Origin of the sequence: Amycolatopsis sp. NPDC005232 (genome assembly GCF_040607795.1) — a bacterium.
Taxonomy (GTDB): Bacteria; Actinomycetota; Actinomycetes; order Mycobacteriales; family Pseudonocardiaceae; genus Amycolatopsis.
This window is the reverse complement of the sequence record NZ_JBEXHL010000018.1, coordinates 86,475-107,886: the sequence shown is the minus strand read 5'-3', so window position 1 is coordinate 107,886 and position 21,412 is coordinate 86,475. Positions and strand designations below refer to the sequence as shown.

The window sequence follows — 21,412 nt, the reverse complement described above, 5'->3', positions numbered from 1 at the left end:
TGATCGTGACGTCCGTTTCCCGCCAGCCGCGCGCGCCCGGCGTGCGCAGACTGGGGAACGTGAACACGACGTTTCCCTTGCACACGGCCATCGAGCCCGGAATCCTGTACTTCGGCACCCCCGTGGTGCTGATCTCCACGACCAATGAGGACGGTTCGGCGAACCTCGCCCCGATGTCCTCGGCGTTCTGGCTCGGCTGGCGAGCCATGCTCGGCCTGGGCGCGCGCTCGAAGACCACCCAGAACCTGCGGCGCACACGCGAATGCGTGCTGAACCTGCCTTCGTCCGCCCTCGCCGCGGCCGTCGACCGGCTCGCGCTCACCACGGGCTCGGACCCGGTGCCCCCAGGTAAGCAGCAGCGCGGCTACCTCGACGTCGCCGACAAGTTCGGCCGCGCGGGCCTCACCCCCGTCTCGTCCGAGACGGTCGCACCGCCACGCGTCGCCGAGTGCCCGGTGGCCATGGAAGCCGTCCTCGAGGCCACCCACCCCTTCGCCGCCGACGACGAGACCCAGCACGGCTCCGTCGTGGGCCTGGAAGTCCGCGTCCAGCGCGTTTTCGTCCACGACGACATCCGCCTGCCCGGTACCGACGACCGCGTGGACCCCGACGCGTGGCGTCCGCTGATCATGAGCTTCCAGAAGCTCTACGGCCTGGGTCCGCAGGTGCGCGAGTCGACGCTGGCGTCCATTCCGGAGCGGCTCTACCGCGGTCCGGACATCGAGCGGGCCCGCCGGGCGGGGGTCCAGACCAGTTGATAACTTGTGAATTCGAGGTGACAAGGCCTGGTGGGGAGGGGCACGTCCGTGAACAATCCGTTGATCGCGCAGACCCAGGATTCCACGAAAGCGTATTCAGGGATCTCGCTGCTCGAAACCGCGAACGACCTGTCGACGGCGATCCAGTCGGGTGACTGGGCGTCGGTGGCGATGGGTGCGGTCGGGACGGCGCTGGATGCGTTGTCGATGGCGATGGACCCGTTCGGTGCGATCCTGGCGGCCGGTGTGTCGTGGTTGATGGAGCACGTCGGTCCGCTCAAGGACGCGCTCAACGGGCTCACGGGCAACGCGGACCAGATCGCGGCGCAGTCCGAGACGTGGGCGAACGTCGCCAAGGAGCTGGGCGGTATCGCGTCGGACCTGAACGACGCGATCAGCGCGGATCTGCAGAGCTGGTCCGGGTCCGCGTCGGACGCGTATCGGCAGCGGGCACAGGACCTGGGCACTTCATTGCAGGCGGCGCAGAAGGGCTGTGAAGGCGCTTCCTCCGGCGTCAAGACCGCGGGTGAGGTCGTCGGTGCGGTGCGCAGTCTGGTGCGCGACATTATTTCCGAGCTGATCGGGCACATGATCAGCTGGGCGTTGCAGGTCGTGTTCACCTTGGGTATCGGTTTGGCCTGGGTGGTGCCGCAGGTCGTGAGCGCGGTGGCGAAGACGGCGTCGCAGATCACCGGCCTGGTCACCAAGCTGGTGAAGGCGCTCAAGGCGCTGGTGCCGTTGTTGAAGAAGGCCGGGACGCTGTTCGAGGACGCGGGGAAGGCGTTCAAGGGCCTCAAGGGTGGCAAGGTGACTCCGCCGCCGAAGACGAAGGACCTCTCGGGCACCCCGAAGGCGCCGCCGGTGAAAACCCCCGGTGGCGACGGTGGCGGCACGCCCAAAGGCACTGGCTACAAGGACATCGACGACAAGGGCACGACGCCGCCCAAGGGCGACGACTCCGTGACGCCGTCCGGCGACCACAGCCCGCCGCCGAAGGGCGACGACGCCACGCACAGCTCGAGCGCAGGTGGCGGCAGCCACGGCGGCGACACGCCCCCGCCCCCGAAGAACGACCCGCCCCCACCGGCGAAGGCCGACCCGGACCCCGCGCCCGTTCCCAGGGGGCTCGACGGCGGCACGCCGAAGGGCGGCACTCCTCAGGGCGGCGCCCCCAAGAGTGACGGCTCCCGCTCGATCAAGGACGACAACGCCGACCCGCACAAGAACAGCACCGAGGCCGAGGACCAGTCCACGGCGGGCGACCCGGTGGACATCGCGACGGGGCGGATGCTCCTGCGCCAGCACGACGTCGTGCTGGGCGGGGTGCTGCCGCTGGCCGTGTCCCGCACCCACGTGTCCGGCTACCGGCTGGGCCGGTCCTTCGGCGCCGCGTGGGCGTCCACTTTGGACCAACGCGTCGAGGTCGAGGCCGACGGCGTGCACTTCGCCGCCGCCGACGGGACGCTGCTGTCCTACCCGGTGCCGGGTGAGGACGGGCCGGTGCTGCCGGTCTCCGGCTCGCGCCGGCCGCTGCACCGGGCCGGCGACGGCGGGTTCGTGATCGTGAACCGCGAGCTCGACCAGGTGTGGCACTTCGCCGCGACCGGGACCGGAGAGCTGCCGCTCAGCACGATCATGGACGGCAACGGCAACCGGATCGACATCGAGCGCGACGCCGCGGGCACCCCGGTGGTGCTGACCCATTCGGCGGGACACCGCGTCACCGTGTCCGCCGAGGCCGGGCTGATCCGCGCTCTGCGGCTCGACGACGGGGGCGAAGGCGTCGAGCTCGCCCGCTACCACTACGACGACGAGGGTCGGCTCACCGAGGTCGTCAACTCCTCCGGCCGCCCGCTGCGCTTCGAATACGACCACGCCGGGCGCATCGTGCGCTGGGACGACCGCAACGGCATGTGGTACCGCTACGAGTTCGACGCCGCCGGCCGGTGCGTGCGCAGCACCGGCAAGGACGGCTACCTCGACTGCGGGTTCGACTACGACGAGGACAACCGCCGGACCCGGGTCACCGACTCGCTCGGCCACGTCACCGAGTACCGGCTCGACGAGCGGTGGCGCGTGGTCGCGCGCACCGACGCGCTGGGCCACACCACCCGGTCGGAGTGGGACGAGGAGGGCAACCTCGTCGCGGCCGTCGACGAGCTCGGCCGCGTCACCCGGTTCGACTACGACGCGGCGGGCAACCTGGTCACGCTCACCCACCCCGACGGCAGCCAGGTCGTCACTACCTACAACGAGGACCGCAAGCCGGTCTCGCTCGTCACCGAGGACGGCGCGGTCTGGTGGCGCGAGTACGACGCCGCCGGGCGGCCGGTCGCCGAGATCGACCCCGGTGGTGCCCGCACCGCGTTCGCCTACGACGCCGGGGGCAACCTCGCCGGGATCACCGACGCGCTGGGCAACGCGACCCGGATCGAGTCCGATCCCGACGGTCGCCCGCTGGCCGTGACGAACCCGGCCGGCCAGGTCACGCGCTACACCTACGACCAGTTCGGCCGGACCACGGCCGTCACCGACCCGGCGGGGGAGGTCACGCGGTTCGCGTGGACCGTCGAGGGCGCGCTGCGGTCCCGGGTGGACCCGGACGGCACGACCCGCCAATGGCGCTACGACGCGGAGGGCAACCTCCGCGAAGCCGCGGCGCCGGGGCAGGCCACCGCGCGCACCGAGATCGGTCCCTTCGACCTGCTGACCTCGGCCGTGAGCACCGACGGCAGCCGGGTGGAGTACGCCTACGACAGCGAGCTGCGACTGGTCAGCATCACCGACCAGCGGGGCCAGGTCTGGCACTACTCCTACGACGCCGTCGGCAACCTCGTGAGCGAGACCGACTTCGACGGCCGCGTGACGCACTACCGCCACGACGCCGCGGGCCGGCTGGTGGAGCGGACCAACGCGGCCGGCCAGTCGGTGCGGTTCTCCTACGACCTGCTGGACCGGCTCGTCGAACGGCGCGCGGGCGAGCAGGTCGCCACCTTCGCCTACGACGCCACGGGCCGGCTGCGCCGGGCGCGCAACGACGACGCCGAGGTCCGCTTCGACTACGAGCACACCGCCACGGGCCGGCGGATGGTCGAGACCGTCAACGGCCGCTCCGTCGTGTCCGAGTTCGACCACGTGGGGCGGCGGCTGCTGCGCCGGACCCCGTCGGGCGCGGAGAGCCGCTGGGAGTACGACCCGCTGGGCCGGCCGGTCGCGCTGCACACGGCGGGCCGCGCCATCCGGTTCCGCTTCGACCCGGTGGGCCGGGAGGTCGAGCGGAGCATCGGCGCCGATGTCGTGCTCACCCACGGCTGGGACGCGCGCGACCGCCTGCGCGACCAGTCCGTGTTCGCCCGCGCGGCCGCGCAGCCGGTGCAGAGCCGGTCCTACGACTACCGCGCGAGCGGCGAGCTCGTCGGTGTCACCGACCAGCTCGGCGGGCCGCGCCGCTACGACCTCGACGCGGCGGGCCGGGTGGTCTCCGTGACCGGCCCCGGCTGGCTGGAGCGTTACGGCTACGACCGGGCGGGCAACGTCAGCCACGCCGACCTGCCCGCGCTCGCGCCCGGCTCGCCCGCGGCGGTGACCGCGGGACCGCGCGAGTACACCGGCACGACCTTGCGGCGCGCGGGGAGTGTGGAGTACGACCACGACGCCGAAGGCCGCCTGACGCAGCGCCGGCACGTCACCCCCACCGGGCGCACGGAAACGTGGCTCTACGCCTGGGACGCCGAGGACCGCCTGCTCGCGGTCACCACCCCGGACGGCCGCGTCTGGCGCTACCGCTACGACCCGCTGGGCCGCCGCATCGCCAAGCAGCTCCTGGGCGCGGACGGCGCGGGCGTCGACGAGCTCGTCGAGTTCACCTGGGACGGCACCGAGCTCGTGGAACAGGTCCGCAACGGCACCAGCGCGATGTCGTGGGACCGCATGCCCGGTCGCGAAGCCCCGGTCTGCCAGACCGAACGCGCGCTGCCCGACGCACAGCGCGGCTGGGTGGACACGAACTTCTACGCCATCGTCACCGATCTCGTGGGCTCGCCTCAGGAGCTCGTCGACGACGGCGGCCGGGTGGTCTGGCACGCGCGCCAGACGGCCTGGGGCGCCGAGCCGGGCGCGGCGGTCCCGGCCGGTCCGGCGACGACCCCGCTGAGGTTCCCCGGCCAGTACCACGACGCGGAAACCGGGCTGCACTACAACTTCTACCGCTACTACGACCCGGCGCAGGCGCACTACCTCTCGCGCGACCCGCTCGGGATGCGGGCGGGGCCCAACCCCCGCGCGTACGTGCCCAACCCGACGACGATGCTCGACCCGCTCGGCCTGTTCATGTGCGTGCAGTCCGAAGCGGAAGAGGTCGCGGACATCGCGTCGCGCAACAACTTCCCGACCGCGATGGCATCGGTGCTGCGCCCGGCCGGGCACGACCAGAACTCGGCGTTCTACGGCTTCAGCGGCCGCGGGAACCACGACATCCGCACCTGCAGGCAAGGGTCGTACGCGAACCAGAACCGGCTCAACGGCCGCAACCCCGAGACCCACAAGCTGCCGGGCGGCACGACGCAGCACCCGCGGCTCACGCAGGCGCTGAACAACGTGCCGCCGAACCGACGCGCGGAGAACCTCCAGCACGGCGGGTGCGCCGAGATGGACGCGGTCAACCAGGCGCTGCACGACAGCCGCGGCCGTCCCCTGACGGGGCAGGCGCTGCAGAACCGGCTCGACGACCTCAACGGCGGCCGGATGGGCATCGCGGGTGTCGACAGCAAGACGGGCGGGCTCGGCGACCGGCAGGGCCGCTACTTCCCGCCCTGCACGACGTGCGACCACGTGCTGGGGCAGTTCGGGATCCGCCCGTCGGGGCACTCGGACCCCACGCTGCCCGCGCGCCCGTTGCCGCAGGCCGCGCCGGCCCCGGCGCCGGCTCCCGCACCGGCGGCTCCCACCCCGGCTCCCGCACTCGCTCCGACGCCCACACCGGCACCGGCTCCTGCTCCTTCAGGCCCGGCGCCGAGCAGTTCGACGGCGCCGCCGAAACCGTCGTGGGCGGACATCGCGAAGCGCCGCTGACCCGGCGCGCAGTCGTCGCACCCGAGCGGGGCGGGCCGCCGCGGTTCTCACCGAACCGTGGCCCCGCCCCGAACTCCGGTGGGGCGGTGCGGGATCACACTGTCCACAGAGGAGTTATCGGGGTCTGTCAACCCGCGGTCCACGCGGCCAGTGCCGGCGCCAACGCCTTGATCCCTGCGGTCACCGCGGCGCGGCCCTTCGCCGACGAGGTGGCGGCCGGCTGCTGCGTCAGGAGCACCACGACGAAGCGGGAGTCGACGATGCCGGTGGTGTTGAGCACGAGCGACGAGCGCAGGATCATCCAGCCCTGCTTGATCTCCCACGTCGTGCCGGGCATGCCGTCCGGGATGCCGAAGTACTGCGGGTAGCCGTCGTCGGCGGGCTGGCGCGCGTCGGCCATCGCGGTGAGCAGTGGTTGTGCCGTGGCGTCGGGGACGGTGTCGGTGAGGTAGCGGTAGGTGGTGACCACGTCGTCGGGGCTCATCTTCGTCATGCCCCACTGGCCCGGGTCCGTCGGTTCGAGTGTGTGCGAAAGCCCGATGAGGTGGGCCATCCGCCCGACGATCGCGGTCCCGCCGTCGGCTTCCCACAGCTTGTCGGCGACGGCGTCGTTGCTGCCGGAGATCATGTCGGTGAGCTCGTCGGCGGTGTCGCCGGAGGGGACCTGCCAGGTGCCGTCGTCGTACAGCGAGTCGAGCGCGATGAGCAGCTTCACCACGGAAGCCGTGTAGTACGCGGTTTGGGGGTTGTTCAGCGCGAGCGTCTTGCCCGTCTTCGTGTCGTACACCGCGAGCCCGACCTTCGTGCCCTTCGACGCGGCGATCACCGCGTCGACCACGTCGTCGGCCACGGCCGAGGGGTCGGGCAGGGGAGGCGAGGAAGTGGTCGGTGGTGTCGTCGACGTCGGTGGTTCGCTCGTGGACGGCGGTGCGGGGGAGGACGAGGGCGGTGGCAGCGTCTGCGCCGCGGGCATCGTCGTCACGTGGCGCGTATTCACCGTGACGACGACCGCCGTCGTGAGGACCGTCGCGGTGAGCCCCGCGGCAGCCAATGTCCATCTCAGCCGTCTTGCCATACCCGGGACAACGCCGCGGAACCGCTTTGTTGCAGCAGATTCCACCTGTCTGTTTCCTGTGTGTTGCTGTGAAGCCGCTGTGATCGGCCGAACGGCCCAGCGCCCGCCCGCCGCGTGCTACGGTCGATGACGGCTTGCACCGCGAAAGGCAGCGAACGCGGTGTGGTGGAAGGAAGGGAGCGGTGATGGTCCGACGCATCCAGTGGTCTGGGCAAGCGTGCCCGATCGCCCGGGCGGTCGACGTGCTCGGTGAACCGTGGACGTTGCTGATCCTGCGCAACGCCACCACGGGTACCGCGCGCTTCGACGAGTTCCGCGACGAGCTCGGCATCGCCGACAACGTGCTCACGACCCGGCTCACCAAACTCACGGAGGCAGGGCTGCTCACGCGCGTGCCGTACCGCGACGGCGGCCGCACCCGCCACGAGTACCGCCTCACGAAGGCCGGCGCCGACGCGCTGCCGGTGCTGCTGTCCCTCGCCGAGTGGGGCGATGAGCACACGCGTTCCGACCCGCCCGCCGAGCGCATGCTGATCGTCCACGGCGCGTGCGGGGCGCGCACCCGCCCCGGCACGCTGTGCGACGAATGCGGCGAACCGATGCGCCGCGAGGACATGCTCTGGTACCGGCCGTGGCGCTCGCCCGAACCCGTGCCGCTCGCCGAACCTGTGAGCTGAACCCCGCGCCGCACCAATCCACAGTGGACAGTCCACGGGGAACGGGAGAGCCCGGGTCCGTGTGCCGGGTCGCGCACGAAGCCGTGCGGCCGGAGGTGCCCGCGGCGGCGCCGCTCGGCGGACCTCGGCGCGCCGGTAGCCTGAGTCCGGACGTGTCACCGGGTGAAGGGGGAGCCGTGGCGACGGAACGGATCGGGCCGCCGGCGATCGCGGGGGAGCGGGAGATGCTGCGGGCGTTCCTCGACTTCCACCGCGCGACGCTCGCGATGAAGTGCGACGGCCTCTCCGACGAGCAGCTGCGCCGGCAGTCGATGCCGCCCTCGACGCTGTCGCTGCTGGGGCTCGTGCGGCACCTGGCCGAGGTCGAGCGCGCCTGGTTCCGCCGGGTGATCGACGGCGAGGACGTGCCGCTCGTCTGGTCGGCCGACGGTGACTACCAGGCCGCCTACGACGCCACCGACGGCACGCGGGCCGAGGCCTTCGCCGCGTGGCAGACCGAGGTGGAGCACTCGCGGCGGATCGAGGCGGCCGCCGAGTCGCTCGACGTCGTCGCGTACAACGCGCGGTGGGGCGAGGATGTCTCCCTGCGGCTGGTGATGCTGCACCTGATCCACGAGTACGCCCGGCACAACGGCCACGCCGACTTCCTGCGCGAGGGCGTCGACGGCGTCGTCGGCGTCTGAGCCGAACCGCCGAGGTGTGAGAGCAGCGACTCTGGCTTGGCCTAGACAAGTCAGCGGCCTACTGTCGCACGGGTGACGAGCGCGAAGCGAATCCTGGTGGTGGGTGCCGGCGCGACCGGCGGGTTCTTCGGCGGCCGGCTGGTGCAGGGCGGCCGTGACGTGACCTTCCTGGTGCGCCCGGGGCGCTCGGCGGCGTTGAGCGAGCGCGGCCTGCGGATCACCGGGCTCGGCGAGGAGACGGTGCTCACACCGAAGCTCGTGCACGCCGGTGAGCTCACCGAGCCGTACGACCTCGTGCTGTTCACGGTCAAGGCCGCGGGGCTCGAGCAGGCGATCGAGGACGTGGCGCCGGCGGTCGGGCCGGACACCCTGGTGCTGCCGGTGCTCAACGGGCTGCGCCACCTCGACGCGCTCGTGACCCGCTTCGGCGAGCAGCGGGTGCTCGGCGGCGTCGCGATCGTGATGACCACTGTGGACGGTGCGGGCGACATCCGCCGCCTGTTCGACCTCCAGTCGCTGACCTACGGCGCCCGCACCGCGCCGGCGCCGGCCGGGCTCGCCGAGGTGCACGAACTGCTCTCGGGTGCGGGCTTCGACACGGTCCTGTCCCCGGACATCACGGCCGCCATGTGGGCGAAGTGGGTGTTCATCGCCTCGATCGGGGCCGTGACCTCGCTCATGCGCGGCACCGTCGGCGACGTCGCCGGACAGCCGGGCGGGATCGCCTTCGCCGAGGCCGTGGTCGCCGAGTGCGCGGCCGTCGCGGCGGCCGCCGGCCACCCGCTGGAGGCGGCCGCTCTCGAGAACGCCCGCGGTACCGTGACCGAGGTCGGCTCCCCGCGCGCGCCCTCGCTCTACCGCGACCTCACGGCCGGGCTACCCGTGGAGGGCGAGCAGATCTTCGGTGATCTGGTGGACCGGGCGCACGCGCTCGGGGTGTCCGTACCACTGCTGGAACTGGTCCGGCTGAACCTGCGCGTGTACCGGTCACGGCTGGGCTGAGCCCCCGAACGAACCCCGTTTCGGCGCCCAGGGAGAAGTCCGCGAACTTTTTCTCCGATCGAGGTGAACCGAATCGGCTCCGGCCCACGTGATGGGTGCGGAAGGGCGCGAAGGCCGTGCCCGGGTTGACACGGACGGATGGTCTTTCGGGCACCGGTTCGAGTGGTGATTTCCCGTCACACCAGGACTGCTAGGCTCCGATCAGTGACATCTGCGCCCCTTTTGCGCAGGTGTCCGGACCGCGGCGCAGCGCCGTGCACGACCCGCCGTGGGGAAGGAAGCTCTCGGGTATGGCGGACAGGTTCGAGTTCGTTCTCGACGTCTTCGAAGCTCTTGTAGTCAGCCAGGCAACCGGCGGTGACATCCGCCAGTACCCGTTGCGAATCGGCACGGTGCCTTCGGATCCCATCCGGTTCGTCCGCCTGGCGACCCAGGTCTACCGGGCGATGGAGGACAAGCGGCTCTCCACTCATGGTGAGCTCAGCCCCCACGTGCAGACGGCGTTCGGGTTGCTCGCCCGGCCGCGCGTCTCCGTCGCGGTGGCCGGGGTCGACGGCGTCGGCGCCGACATCGCGGTGCTCGCCCTCAGCGACGGCAGGCAGGCGCTCGGGATCACGCAGAACCCGCGCACCGACGAACTGCTGTTCTCCCTCTTCGCCGACGAGGACCTCGTCGACGTCGTCACCGGCGTGCTGCCTCCGGCGCGCGCCGCGACGACCGGCGCCCACGAGGTGAGCCGGCAGGCGACGCGTGCGGTGTCGGCGATGACCGCGCGGCGCATCGCCGAGGCGGCCGAGGACGAGGAAGAGACGGACGCGTTCGGGATGATCGAGGTCCGCGGGACCGTGCGGCCCAGCCGCACCGACCCCCGTGTGACACCGACGCCTGGCAGCACCGAGGTGCTGGAGCGCGTCATGGCCGCGCCGCGCCTCGGCGGCGGCCACGTCACCGTCACCGGCTGGGGCCGGCACGGCGAGCTGCGCGCGGCCGACCCGCTCAGCTGGCTCGACACGCAGGACGGCCGCTACTTGATCCACACCGCCACCGGCGACGCCGGTGACCTGAGCGCGAAGTACGTCCCCGCAGGGCGGTCCGAGGTGGCCCGCGCCGTGCAGAACGCCATCGCCGCCGTCTACTGACGCGCGCGCACAAGAGGAGGGAGATCCGGTGGCCGACGACGCGACCCCGGCGAAGATGACTGCGCGTGAACTGACGCCGCAGTTGTCCGGGACCGAGCTGAAGCGATTGGCGCAGACCGGCAGTTTCGCGGTGGATGACACCACCGGCAACCAGATGATCCAAGCGCTCGAAGGTGTGATCGACACCCTTCAGGCGCGGTGGGACGCTTTGCAGAAGCTGGGTACGGCCCCCGCTCTGTCGTCCACGGCGACCGGTCAATGGGTGTCGAACCACATGCTCAACACCGCCAGCGACGCCCAGGGCTTGCTCACGCAGCTGCAGGCGGCGCGCGATGAGTTCCCGACATACGTCGAGGCGATCAAGCTGGCGAAGCAGAACTACAGCAACACCGAAGCCGGAACGCGCGACACCATCAACCGGCTTCCCGTCGACGAGCTGACCTGAGGAGGATCTCGTGTCCACTGCTACAGACCCGTCCACCTCGGCGGTCTCCGACCCGTCGTCGCCGGACTACGACCCGCGCAGCCCCTACTACGAAGTGACGGCCGACTCGTCGTCGAAGTACTTCGTCGGCCCGGTCAAGCCGGACGACGTCGCCTCCGGTGACCAGATCCGCGCCGAGGCCACGAAGGAGATCGACGACGAGATCGCGAAGGGCTGGCTGGGCCCGGTCGTCGACCCGAAGGTGCGCGACGAGAAGATCCAGGAGCTCTACGAGCAGCAACTCGTGCAGTCGAAGTCCGGCCTCGACGGCGGCCTTCAGCTGCGCCAGACCGACGGCGCGCCCTACACCGACTGGTCGCAGGCGACGCACGAGCAGATGCAGCAGGCCATCACCCAGCAGGCGAACTCGGGCACCGTGGCCGAGTCGTCGGAGGAGTGGGTGCAGGTCGGCAACGACCTGGCCACGCACCAGCAGAACCTCGCGCAGGCGATCTCCGCCAGCACGAGCAACTGGCAGGGCGCGGGCGGCGACGCTGCGCGTGAGCACCTGGCGAACGTCGGCAAGTGGCTCGGCACCACCGCCCAGGGCGCGACCCTGGCCGGGCGCCAGCAGGAGATCCACTCGCAGGCGCTGAACCAGACGCAGATCGCGATGGCCGCGAACCCGCCCGTGCAGTTCAACGTGCAGGACGCCAACGCGCAGCTGCAGCAGATCAAGGACCCCACCGAGTACGCCGCGCAGGCGTCCAAGGCGATGGCGACCTTCACCGAGCAGCAGGCCGCGCGCCAGCAGGCGGCGCAGCTGATGACGCAGTACGACCACACGATCGGCTCGGCCGTCGTGACGCCGGCGTTCGCAGCGCCGCCGAAGCTGCCGGGCTCGACCGCCGCGAACGGCGGCGGCGCGGGTGGCGCCGGTGGCGGTGCCGCGAGCCAGGTTCTTCCGACCGGCCCCGACGGCCTGCCGATCGGCCCGGACGGACGGCCCATCGGTCCCGACGGGCTGCCGATCGGCGGCGCCGGGGGCGGTGCCGGTGGTGGCGCGGGCGGCGGCGCTGGTGGCGGTGCCGGTGGTGGCGCCGGCGGCTTCAACCCGCCTCCGCTCAACGTGCCCGACGGCCCGGGCGGCGCCGGTGGTGGTGGTCTCGGCGGTGGCTCCGGGAGCGGCGCCGGCGGCGGTGCGGGTGGTGGCGGTGGCTTCAACCCTCCGCCGCTCAACGTGCCCGACGGTCCGGGTGGCGTCGGTGGCGGTGGCCTGGGCGGTGGCGGCCTCGGCGGCGGCTCCGGCCTGCCGAACGACGACACCACGAAGGCTTCGGGCTTCACGCCCCCGCCGCTGAACGTGCCCGACGGTCCCGGCGGTACCGGGATCGGCGGCAGTGGCTTCAACCCGCCGCCGTTCAACCCGGGCAGCGGTGTCGGCGGCGGTGGCCTGGGCGGCGGCTCGGGTTCCGGCACGGGCTTCACCCCGCCGCCGTTCAACCCCGGCACGGGCGTCGGCGGCGGCTCGCTCGGCGGTTCCGGTGGCGGCCTCGGCGGGGGCTCGGGCAAGATCCCGACCATCGGCCGTAGTGGCGGCATCAACGGCGACAGCATCAGCAGCCGCCTCGGCGGCGGTGCCGGTGGCGGCGGGATCGGCGGCATCGGTGGTGGCGCCGGCATCAAGGGCGCGGGCCTCGGTGGCGCGGCCGGCGCGGGTGCCGGTTCCGGTGCCGCGGCGACCGAGGAGGAGCTGGCGGCGCGAGGCGGTGGCGCACAAGCGGGCGCCAAGGGCGCGGCCGGTTCGCCGGGCATGGGCGGCATGGGTGCCGGCCAGAAGGGCGGCAAGGGCCCGGAGGACAAGGAGCACAAGATCGCCGACTACGTGGAGTCGGACGACCCGAGCTTCTTCGCCCCGGACGAGGTCGTCGCGCCGCCGGTGATCGGTGACTGGAAGAACAAGGACTGGAAGTGAGGCGGGGATGACCAGCGGAGGCTTCGACGTCGAACCCGACGAGCTGACGGCGCACGCCAGCCACCTCGACGGGCTCGTGGACCGGCTGAACAACGCCGTGCAGGCGGCGGACTACGCGTTGAACGACGACGCCTACGGCCTGCTGTGCGCGTTTCTCCCGCCGATCGTGAACCCGACGGGGGAGCAGGCCAAGGACGCGGTGAGCGCCGCGGCCGAAGGCATGCAGACCACGGCGGACAACGTCCGCACCACGGCGCAGGCGTACATGGACGGCGACTCCCAGGAGGCGCAGCCGTTCCTCAACCAGCTGGCCAACAGCGACGACGCGGCGGGCTTCACCAGCGGGGGCTCGGACGGCTATTCGTCTGGCGGTTACTCGTCCGGCAGCGAACCGCTGTCGCCGCGCATCGGCACGACGATCCCGAGCGAGCCGCTGCAGCAGCCGCTGTCGCCGCGGATCGGGACGACGATTCCGAGCGAGCCGTTGCAGGCGCCGCTGTCGCCCCGCATCGGCACCACGGTGCCCGACGAGCCCGTGGTGAACCCGTCGTCGTTCCGGATCGGCACGGTCACCGAGTAGCCGGTGTCACCGTGGCGCCGGGCGACGCTTCGCCCGGCGCCACCCGAACAGTTCAGCAGCAGGCAGATCGAGGAGTACGAACACCATGACCAGTGCGGGAGGGTTGGGTGACCTGATCAGGGACCCCGACGAGGCGATCCGGCGGATGGACGAGTGGGCGGCGGGCTTCGCCCGCAAGGCCGAGCGTTACGCGGCCGCCCAGCAGGAGACCGAACGGCTGCGCCTCACGGCGTCGAGCCCCGACGGCACCGTCAAGGTCACCGTCGGCGCCGACGGGGTCGTGTCCGACCTGGTCTTCGGATCCAAGACGCGGACCATGCCGCAGGAGGAGCTGGCCCGCATGGTGCTGGACACCATGCGGCGCGCGCAGTCGGGCATCACCCAGCGCGTCGCCGAGGTCATGACCGAGAACCTCGGCGACGAGGACCAGGACACCCGCTCCGCGCTGCTCGGCAGCCTCCGCAGCCGCTTCCCGGACCTCGACGAGCCGGAAGACGGTTCGGGCGAGCCGGAGCCCCCGGCTCCGACCCCGCCGCCGGTGCCGCCCGCACCGTCGGCCGGTGGTGCCCCGACCCCGCCGCCGCCCGCCGCGCCGCCGAGCCCGGCAGGACCGACGGGTCCGCGCCGTTCGGGTCGCATCGACCCGGACGAGCAGGACAACAACCCCTGGTGACGTCCTCTGCCGGAGTCCACTGAGGACACCGGCACGGCACGCTTCGACAGCCCGGGTGAGCGCGAATGCTCACCCGGGCTGTCTGCTGTGGACGGTCCGCCGGACACGGTCCGGACACGGTAACGTCACGGCCCCTGCTCCGTTCAGGTGAAGCGAAATTCCCGTCGATGACTCACGGTGAATACGCCCCGCGGCCGTTCGGGGGCTGCCAGCTGCGCAAACGGACGCGGCCATGATCAACAGTGTCCGGTTCATGACCGGACGAGCGGTTGAGGCCTTGTAGCGAAGTAACAGTGGGCGGCGATCGAGGGAGCGACGCGTGACCAAACCGGTCGCGCGGAGTGTCCGTCGAAAGAGGAAACCCGTGTCGTACGCCCCCATTCCGCCGGTGTCGCCGGCTCCCGTGGCTCCGCAGCGCAAGAACGGGCTCGGTGTGGCCGGGTTCGTGCTCGGCCTGATCGGGCTGGTGTTCGCGTTCATCCCCGTCATCGGCCTGATCGCGTGGCCGCTGACGATCCTCGGCGTGATCTTCGGCGTCGTGGGCATCGTCCGGGTGAACAAGGGTGAGGCCGATAACAAGGGCATGGCGATCACGGCCGTCGTGCTGTCGGCGATCGGGCTCGTGATCTGTGTCGTGTGGACGGTCGTGGTCGGCGCGGCGGTGAAGGACGTCGCCGACGGCCTGCCCAAGACGGTGGCGCCGGCGGTCGTCCAGGACGCGGGTGCGGGCGCTCCGACCCCTGCCGCAGTCTCGCCCGGCGAGCACGCCGTTGTCCTGGAGGTGACGACCGCGTCGAAGTCCAATGTGGACTGGAACAGCGGGCTGGCCCAGGGCGCGCAGGCCGTCGTCCCCGGCGGCAAGACGTGGAGCCAGACGCTGTCGATGTCCGACCCGAACTTCACCACCGTCACGGCGACCGCGGTCGACCCACAGCTGGACGGCAAGGACAACACCTGCAAGATCACCGTCGACGGCAAGGTCGTCTCGGAGAACTCGAACGCCTTCGGCGCGGTCTGCACCTACCAGCCGTGAACGCACAACCGGCCCGGGCTGGGAAGCCCGGACCGGTCGTGTGTGGACGGTCGGTTACCACTTGTCCCAGTGGGTGACCTCGTCCGGCGCGGGCCGCGACGCCGGGCGGAAGTCGGTGCCCTTCGTGTACGCCAACGGGGTCAGCACCGCCTGCGCGACGGTCTCGTAGGGGATCCCGAGGAGGTCCGCGACCTCCTTCTCCCGGACCACGTGCATGGACGTCCACGCGGTGCCGAGACCGCGGGCGCGGGCCGCCAGCATGAAGCTCCAGGTGGCGGGCAGGACGTTGGACATGCCCGCCGTGGCGGACGCGCGGTCGGCGCCTTCATTGCAGGCCAGTACGAGCACCGGGGCTTCACCCATGTGGTCGCCGAGGTAATCGGCCGAACTGGCGACGCGCGACTGCACGCGGTCGCGCTCGGTCGCGCCGTCGTTCTTGCCTGGGTAGCCCGGCGATGCCTTGTACTGCGCGAAGATCGAGCCGTAGATCTCGCCGATGGCGCGGCGCTTGGCTTCGTCGCGTACGACCACGAAGCGGGCCGTGACCACGTTCGACCCGGCCGGGGCCTGCAGGGCGAGGGCGACGCATTCGCGGATGAGGTCGTCGGGGACGTCGCGGGTGAAGTCGAGGCGCTTGCGCACCGCGCGAGTGGTGGACAGCAGCTGATCCGGGGAGAGTTCGAGCATGCCGCGATCATAAGTCCGCGAGGTACCCGCCGCGCGAGACCGTGACCACAGCCGGGATTCAGTGTGCGCGCAGGCCTTCGATCAGCAGATCGGCGAAGCGGTCCGCGAGCTCGTCCGTGGTGAGCGACCCGTCGGGGGAATACCAGACATACGCCCAATTCAGGATGCTCGTGAGTGCGATACCGGCGATGCGCGGGTCGGCTTCGCGGAACTCGCCGGCCTCGATGCCTTGCGTGATGATGCTGCGCAGCCCGGTTTCCCAGCGGTCGCGGCTGGCGATCACGGCTTGCTGGCGGGGTTCGCTGAGGTTGCGCCACTCGTGGAAGAAGACGGTGGCGAACTCCTTGTTCTCGCCGATGAGCTTGAGGTCGCGCGCGGCCACTTGGCGCAGCTGCTCGGTGGCGGTGCCGCCGGCGGCGAGGATCTCCTCCATGTCGCGCTCGGAGCGCTCCATGATGCTGTGCACGATCGCCTCGAGCAGGTCCTCTTTGCTCTGGATGTGCACGTAGAGACTTCCGGCGTGCACGCCGACCTCCCGCCCGATGTCGCGCATCGAAGTCCCGTGGTAGCCCTTGCGGGCGAACAGGCTTGCGGCGATCTCGACGATGGGCGTGACGTAGTCGGTGGCTCGTTCGGACACCCGCCCATTAGACACTACGGCGAGTGACGAGTCGATGGGCAGAACGGGTGCAACAACTGTTTGTTGACCGATCGCTCCCGTGCGATTAGCGTCCGGAGGCGAGACTTGGAGGCAGCCCGACGATGCGCTACTACGAGATCGACCAGAGGACCACCGCGCACATCCTCGCCGACAAAGCCGCCCGCGTCGGCGACCGCCCGTTCCTGCACTGGGCGGGGCGCACCTTCACCTACCGCGACCTCGACGAGATGACCAACCGCTACGCCAACGGGTTCGCCGCGCTCGGAATTTCGCGGGGCGACCACGTGGCCATGATGATGCCCAACGGACCCGAGTTCCTGTGGACGCTCTGGGGCCTGGGCAAGCTCGGCGCCGTGGCGGTGCCGCTCAACACAGCCGCCAAGGGCGAGCTGCTGCGCTACTTCCTCGACCAGTCCGACTCCACGGCCGTGTGCGTGGCCGGTGACCTGCTCACGCGCGTCGCCGCCGTGCTGCCCGAGGTGCCGGCCGTGCGCACGGTGCTGGGGCTCGGCTCCGACCCGGCGCAGCTGGCCGCGCTCGACGGCATCACCACGCACGACCTCGCCGACCTCGGCCAGGCCTCGCCCGAACCGCCGCGGCTTGCCGAGCCCGTGCGCTGGAACGACCCGCACCTGATCCTCTACACCTCCGGCACCACGGGTCCGTCGAAGGGCGCGATCTGCCCGCAGGCGCAGGGCCACGCCGTGGGCCATCAGATGGCGTCGCTCAACTCCTACCGCCAGGACGACGTGCTCTACACGTGCCTGCCGGTCTTCCACGGCAACGCCATCTGGTACACGGTGTACGCCGCGTTGTGGGCGGAAGCGTCGGTGGCCTTGTACCCGCACTTCTCGGCCAGCCGGTTCTGGTCGCAGATCCGCGAGTCGAAGGCCACGGTGTTCAATGCGCTGGGCGCGATGGCGAACATCATCTGGCAGCAGCCGCGCTCGGAGCGCGACCGCGACCACTCGGTGCGGATCTGCATGATGGTGCCGAACTCCCGCGAGCTGGCCGACGGGTTCCTCGAACGCTACGGCGCGAAGGTCACCTCCGTGTACGCGATGACCGAGAACTGCGCGGTCACCGTGTTCAGCCCCGACGACCCGCTGGAGAAGGTGCCCTCGGCGGGCCGGGTGCGGCCCGACATGAGCGTGCAGATCGTGGACGACGAGGGCCGTGCCTTGGCGACGGGTGAGGTCGGTGAGATCCGCCTGCGCCCCAACGAACCCGGCATGACCATGCTGGAGTACTACAAGATGCCCGATGCCACTGTCGGCGCCACGCGCGACCTGTGGTTCCACACCGGCGACCGCGGCTGGCTCGACGAGGACGGGTACCTGTTCTTCTCCGACCGCAAGAAGGAAGCCATCCGCCGCCGCGGCGAGAACATCTCCGCCTACGAGGTGGAGACCATCGTCTGCAAGCACCCGGCGATCCTCGAAGCCGCCGCCGTGCCCGTGGCTTCGGAACTGGGCGAGGACGACCTGATGGTGTTCGTCGTGCTCGAAGAGGGCGCGAGCGCCTCCTACGAGGAGATCATCGCGTTCTGCGATGAGCACATGCCCTACTTCATGGTGCCGCGTTACCTGGAGTTCATCGAGCGCCTGCCGAAGACGCCGAGCGAGAAGATCGAGAAGTACAAGCTGAAGACCGCCGCCGCGGACCGCGTCGGCCAGCTGTGGGACCGGGAGGCGGCGGGCATTGTCATCAGGAAGTGAAGCCGTCAGGTTCAGTGTGGACGGTCCCGTCGGCCGGATCACGATCGACCAGGCGGCCACGCGCAACGCGCTCAGCCCCGAGGTGATCGCCGGTCTGGACGAGGCGATCACGGCCGCGGCGGAGTGCTCGGTGGTCGTGGTGCGCGGGCGGGGCGGGACGTTGTCGGCCGGCGCCGAGCTGAAGTTCCTGCGTTCGGTGCTGGACGACCCGGCCGCGGTGCGCGAGTACATCACCTCGATCGGGGTGACGCTCGACCGGCTGGAAGCCGCGCCGTTCGTGTCCGTCTGCGTGATCGACGGCTACGCGGTGGCGGGTGGCTGCGAGATCATGCTCGCCTGCGACCTCGCCGTGGTCAGCGAGACCGCGCAGATCGGCGACCGGCACCTCGAGTACGGGCTGCTGCCGGGCGCCGGCGGTTCGGTACGCCTTAGCCACGCCGTCGCCCCGGCGATTGCCCGCAGGCTGCTCTACACCGGCGAAATCGTCGACGGCGCCACCGCCGCGGGCTTCGGGCTCGTGAGCAGCGCGGTGCCCGCGGCCGAGCTCGACGACGCCGTCGAGGCGCTCGTCGCGCGCCTGGCCCGGCACGCGCCCGACGCGTTGCGCGGCATGAAACGCCTGCACCGCAAGGCACTCGCCGACGAACCCGCCGCCGCGATCACCGCGGAGCGGGAGACGTTGCTCGCGCACTTGGCCGGCCCCACCGCACGGGAGGGGCTGGCCGCGTTCGCCGAGCGGAGAGCGCCGCGGTTCGGCAGTCTCTGACTCAAGATCGCCGGTGGCCCGGCGCGGAAAGGTAAACCATGAGCACAGACACCGATCGCCCGGTCTCGGGCCGGTGGTTCGAACAGCTTGAAGTCGGCACCGTGGTGCGGCACGCGACGCGGCGCACCGTGACCGAGACCGACAACGTGCTGTTCACGACCATGACGATGAACCCGGCGCCGATGCACCTCGACGCCGACTACGCCTCGCGCTCCGAGTTCGGCAAGCCGCTGGTGAACAGCATGTTCACGATCGCGCTGGTGGTCGGGCTCTCGGTGTACGAGCTCACGCTGGGCACGATCGTGGCGCAGCTCGGGATGTCCGACGTGGAGTTCCCGAAGCCGGTATTCGCGGGCGACACGATCCGCGTGGAGAGCGAGGTCGTGGAGGCCCGCGCCTCGAAGTCGCGGCCGAACGCCGGGATCGTCGTGTTCGAGCACCGCGCCTACAACCAGCGCGACGAACTGGTGTGCCGGGCCAAGCGCACCGGCCTGATGCACCGCCGACCAGTGGGGGATGCCGCGTGATCACCGAGTACTTCGACCGGATCAAGGTGGGCGACACTCACGTCAGCCGGGCCCGCACGATCACCGAGACCGACATCGTGCAGTTCGCCATGTTCACCGGCGACTGGCACCCGGCGCACACCGACGCCGAGTACTTCGGCGCCGACCCGGTGTTCGGCGGCCGCGTGGCGCACGGCGCGCTGTCGCTGTCGGTCGCGCTGGGCCTGGTCACGTTCTGGCCCGAGGCGATGAAGGCGTTCTACGGCATCGACCGGCTGCGGTTCGTCACGCCGGTGCGCGTGGGCGACACGATCCACGTCGAGACCGAGGTCACCGAGCTGACCCCGCGCGGCGACGGCAAGGGCGTGGTCACCTCCGCGTTCCGGATCCTCAACCAGCGTGGCGAAACCGTGCTGGCGGCGTCGCTGAAGACCCTCGTGGTCACGGAGGAGGCAGCGCGATGAGCGAGGTGACGGCCGAGCTCGAGACGGCCGAAGAGATCGCGCTGGCGGGCGGCGACGCGAGCCGCTGGCCGAACAAGCTCCCGGTGCGAGAACGGATCGCGCTGCTGCTCGACCCCGGCAGCTGGGTGGAGGACGGGTTGCTCGCTGACGCGTCGGGCGACGGCCTGCCCGCCGACGGCGTGCTCACCGGCGTCGGCACGGTCGAGGGCCGGCCGGTCGCCGTGATCGCCCACGACTTCTCGGTGAAGGCCGGGTCGTGGGGCGAGCTGACGTGCGAGAAGCAGGTGCGCATCCTGGAGCGCGCCGACCGTGACCTGCTGCCGGTGTTCTACCTCGTCGACTCCGCCGGCGGGCGGCTCACCGACCAGCTCGGCTTCTTCTCCGGGCGGCGCGGGGCGTCGCGGATCTTCCAGCTGCAGGTGAAGCTTTCCGGGCGGGTGCCGCAGATCTGCTGCCTGCACGGGCCTTCGGCCGCGGGCGGCGCATACATGCCGGCGTTCACCGACTGGGTCGGAATGGTCGCGGGCAACGCGTCGATGTACCTGGCCTCGCCGCGCGTCGCGGAGAAGGTGACCGGCGAGCGCACCACGCTGGAGGAGATGGGCGGCGCGACCATGCACGCCACCGTTTCCGGCTGCGGCGACGAGGTGTTCGACGAGGACTGGCAGGTGATCGCGGCGGCGCGGCTGCTGCTGTCGTACTTGCCCGACGACTGGCGCTCGGCCCCTGCCCGCGCCGAGGCCGTGGCGCCGGAGATCCCGGACTGGCCCGACGGCCTGATCCCGGAGGACCCCAACGCGGCCTACGACGTGCGCGACGTGATCCTGCGGCTGGTCGACGCCGGGAGCTTCTTCGAGATCAAGTCCGCGTGGGCCGAGGAGATGGTGACGGGCTTCGCGCGCCTGGGCGGGCAGACCGTCGGGCTGGTCGCGAACCAGCCGTCGGTGCGCAGCGGCGCGATCTTCGTGGACTCGGCCGACAAGGCGGCGCGGTTCGTGTCGATGTGCGACGCGTTCAACGTGCCGCTGGTGTTCCTGCAGGACGTGCCGGGCTTCATGGTCGGCGTCGCGGTGGAGCGACAGGGGATCATCCGGCACGGTGCGAAAATGGTCGCGGCGATGGCGAGCGCCGAGGTGCCGAAGTTCACCGTGGTGCTGCGCAAGGCGTACGCGGCCGGCTTCTACGCGATGTGCGCGCCGGGCTTCGAACCGCGCGCCACGATCGCGCTGCCGACCGCGACGATCGGCACCATGTCCCCCGAGGCGTCGGCGAACGCGGTGTACGCCAACAAGATCGCGGCGATCGAGGACCCGGCCGAACGCGAGGCGTTCGTGGCCGCGCGCGTCGCCGAGCAGGCCGCGGACTTCACGTTGCTGCGGCTGGCCGGTGAGCTGCACGTCGACACGGTGGTGAAACCGGAGGCGCTGCGGGCCGAGCTGCTGGGCCGCCTGCGCGCGGCCGGGAGCTGGGAGCGTTCGGGCCACCGCCGTCACCACCTGATCAGCCCGGTGTGAGGGAGCT

General features: G+C 71.2%; 18 protein-coding genes and 1 pseudogene. 16 read left to right on the top strand and 3 right to left on the bottom strand.

All coding sequences use genetic code 11. The features are described 5' to 3' along the window. Positions 1-59: 59 nt before the first annotated feature. Positions 60-758: a flavin reductase family protein gene (locus tag ABZU76_RS30845; RefSeq protein WP_354875731.1), complete on the top strand. Its 699-nt coding sequence runs from the start codon at positions 60-62 to the stop codon at positions 756-758. 48 nt (positions 759-806) lie between these two features. Next, the gene (locus ABZU76_RS30840; protein WP_354875587.1) at positions 807-5,828 is read left to right on the top strand and encodes an RHS repeat-associated core domain-containing protein; all 5,022 of its coding nucleotides are present in this window, start codon (positions 807-809) and stop codon (positions 5,826-5,828) included. Positions 5,829-5,955: 127 nt separating this feature from the next. On the opposite strand, the gene ABZU76_RS30835 is transcribed toward ABZU76_RS30840, so the two are convergent. Beyond that, positions 5,956-6,903: a hypothetical protein gene (locus tag ABZU76_RS30835; protein ID WP_354875585.1), complete on the bottom strand. Its 948-nt coding sequence runs from the start codon at positions 6,901-6,903 to the stop codon at positions 5,956-5,958. A gap of 185 nt (positions 6,904-7,088) precedes the next feature. Between ABZU76_RS30835 and ABZU76_RS30830 the strand changes: the two genes are divergently transcribed. From ABZU76_RS30830 to ABZU76_RS30790, 9 genes and pseudogenes are all read left to right on the top strand, one after another. Continuing rightward, a complete protein-coding gene (locus ABZU76_RS30830) occupies positions 7,089-7,580 on the top strand; it encodes a helix-turn-helix domain-containing protein (protein WP_354875583.1) in 492 nt (163 codons plus the stop codon). 176 nt (positions 7,581-7,756) lie between these two features. Beyond that, positions 7,757-8,263 (top strand): DinB family protein, encoded by a 507-nt coding sequence (locus ABZU76_RS30825; protein ID WP_354875581.1) that lies wholly within the window; start codon positions 7,757-7,759, stop codon positions 8,261-8,263. A 72-nt stretch (positions 8,264-8,335) separates the two neighbouring features. Beyond that, complete coding sequence (locus ABZU76_RS30820) at positions 8,336-9,265, top strand: 2-dehydropantoate 2-reductase (protein ID WP_354875579.1); 930 nt, start codon at positions 8,336-8,338, stop codon at positions 9,263-9,265. Between the two features lie 290 nt (positions 9,266-9,555). After that, a complete protein-coding gene (locus tag ABZU76_RS30815; protein ID WP_354875577.1) occupies positions 9,556-10,404 on the top strand; it encodes an ESX secretion-associated protein EspG in 849 nt (282 codons plus the stop codon). Positions 10,405-10,459: 55 nt separating this feature from the next. Further along, complete coding sequence (locus tag ABZU76_RS30810; RefSeq protein WP_354875729.1) at positions 10,460-10,849, top strand: hypothetical protein; 390 nt, start codon at positions 10,460-10,462, stop codon at positions 10,847-10,849. 10 nt (positions 10,850-10,859) lie between these two features. Next, positions 10,860-12,803 (top strand): hypothetical protein, encoded by a 1,944-nt coding sequence (locus tag ABZU76_RS30805; RefSeq protein WP_354875575.1) that lies wholly within the window; start codon positions 10,860-10,862, stop codon positions 12,801-12,803. A 7-nt stretch (positions 12,804-12,810) separates the two neighbouring features. After that, a pseudogene (locus tag ABZU76_RS30800) lies at positions 12,811-13,101 on the top strand (type VII secretion target); the annotation flags it as partial. A gap of 367 nt (positions 13,102-13,468) precedes the next feature. Then, positions 13,469-14,056, top strand: coding sequence for a YbaB/EbfC family nucleoid-associated protein (locus ABZU76_RS30795; protein ID WP_354875573.1), 588 nt, complete (start codon positions 13,469-13,471; stop codon positions 14,054-14,056). Between the two features lie 364 nt (positions 14,057-14,420). Further along, a complete protein-coding gene (locus ABZU76_RS30790; protein WP_354875571.1) occupies positions 14,421-15,089 on the top strand; it encodes a DUF4190 domain-containing protein in 669 nt (222 codons plus the stop codon). Positions 15,090-15,143: 54 nt separating this feature from the next. Here the strand turns inward: ABZU76_RS30790 and ABZU76_RS30785 are convergent, their stop codons facing one another. Next, entirely contained in the window at positions 15,144-15,776 is a 633-nt protein-coding gene (locus ABZU76_RS30785; RefSeq protein WP_354875569.1) for a nitroreductase family protein, read from the bottom strand. A 58-nt stretch (positions 15,777-15,834) separates the two neighbouring features. After that, positions 15,835-16,416, bottom strand: a complete 582-nt coding sequence (locus ABZU76_RS30780; RefSeq protein WP_354875567.1) for a TetR/AcrR family transcriptional regulator — start codon at positions 16,414-16,416, stop codon at positions 15,835-15,837. A 122-nt stretch (positions 16,417-16,538) separates the two neighbouring features. Here ABZU76_RS30780 and ABZU76_RS30775 point away from each other — a divergent pair, with 122 nt between their 5' ends. Genes ABZU76_RS30775 through ABZU76_RS30755 form a run of 5 tightly spaced genes read left to right on the top strand, consistent with a single transcriptional unit; the run spans position 16,539 to position 21,405 of the window. Beyond that, on the top strand, positions 16,539-18,155 hold the full coding sequence (locus tag ABZU76_RS30775; protein WP_354875565.1) for an AMP-binding protein: 1,617 nt from the start codon (positions 16,539-16,541) through the stop codon (positions 18,153-18,155). Between the two features lie 16 nt (positions 18,156-18,171). After that, complete coding sequence (locus ABZU76_RS30770; protein ID WP_354875563.1) at positions 18,172-18,921, top strand: enoyl-CoA hydratase-related protein; 750 nt, start codon at positions 18,172-18,174, stop codon at positions 18,919-18,921. Positions 18,922-18,959: 38 nt separating this feature from the next. Beyond that, positions 18,960-19,448 (top strand): MaoC family dehydratase, encoded by a 489-nt coding sequence (locus ABZU76_RS30765; protein WP_354875561.1) that lies wholly within the window; start codon positions 18,960-18,962, stop codon positions 19,446-19,448. Next, on the top strand, positions 19,445-19,891 hold the full coding sequence (locus ABZU76_RS30760) for a MaoC/PaaZ C-terminal domain-containing protein (RefSeq protein ID WP_354875559.1): 447 nt from the start codon (positions 19,445-19,447) through the stop codon (positions 19,889-19,891). Before ABZU76_RS30765 ends, ABZU76_RS30760 begins: the two co-directional genes overlap by 4 nt. Further along, positions 19,888-21,405: an acyl-CoA carboxylase subunit beta gene (locus ABZU76_RS30755; RefSeq protein WP_354875557.1), complete on the top strand. Its 1,518-nt coding sequence runs from the start codon at positions 19,888-19,890 to the stop codon at positions 21,403-21,405. The genes ABZU76_RS30760 and ABZU76_RS30755 overlap by 4 nt, the downstream gene beginning before the upstream one ends. The last annotated feature ends 7 nt before the right edge of the window (positions 21,406-21,412 follow it).

Bases quoted from the DNA above. Each gene is read 5' to 3' on its own strand.
- ABZU76_RS30765 (WP_354875561.1), top strand. From the start codon at position 18,960: ATGAGCACAGACACCGATCGCCCGGTCTCGGGCCGGTGGTTCGAACAG.
- ABZU76_RS30795 (WP_354875573.1), top strand. From the start codon at position 13,469: ATGACCAGTGCGGGAGGGTTGGGTGACCTGATCAGGGACCCCGACGAG.
- ABZU76_RS30830 (WP_354875583.1), top strand. From the start codon at position 7,089: ATGGTCCGACGCATCCAGTGGTCTGGGCAAGCGTGCCCGATCGCCCGG.
- ABZU76_RS30810 (WP_354875729.1), top strand. From the start codon at position 10,460: ATGACTGCGCGTGAACTGACGCCGCAGTTGTCCGGGACCGAGCTGAAG.
- ABZU76_RS30775 (WP_354875565.1), top strand. From the start codon at position 16,539: ATGCGCTACTACGAGATCGACCAGAGGACCACCGCGCACATCCTCGCC.
- ABZU76_RS30785 (WP_354875569.1), bottom strand. From the start codon at position 15,776: ATGCTCGAACTCTCCCCGGATCAGCTGCTGTCCACCACTCGCGCGGTG.
- ABZU76_RS30815 (WP_354875577.1), top strand. From the start codon at position 9,556: ATGGCGGACAGGTTCGAGTTCGTTCTCGACGTCTTCGAAGCTCTTGTA.
- ABZU76_RS30755 (WP_354875557.1), top strand. From the start codon at position 19,888: ATGAGCGAGGTGACGGCCGAGCTCGAGACGGCCGAAGAGATCGCGCTG.
- ABZU76_RS30835 (WP_354875585.1), bottom strand. From the start codon at position 6,903: ATGGCAAGACGGCTGAGATGGACATTGGCTGCCGCGGGGCTCACCGCG.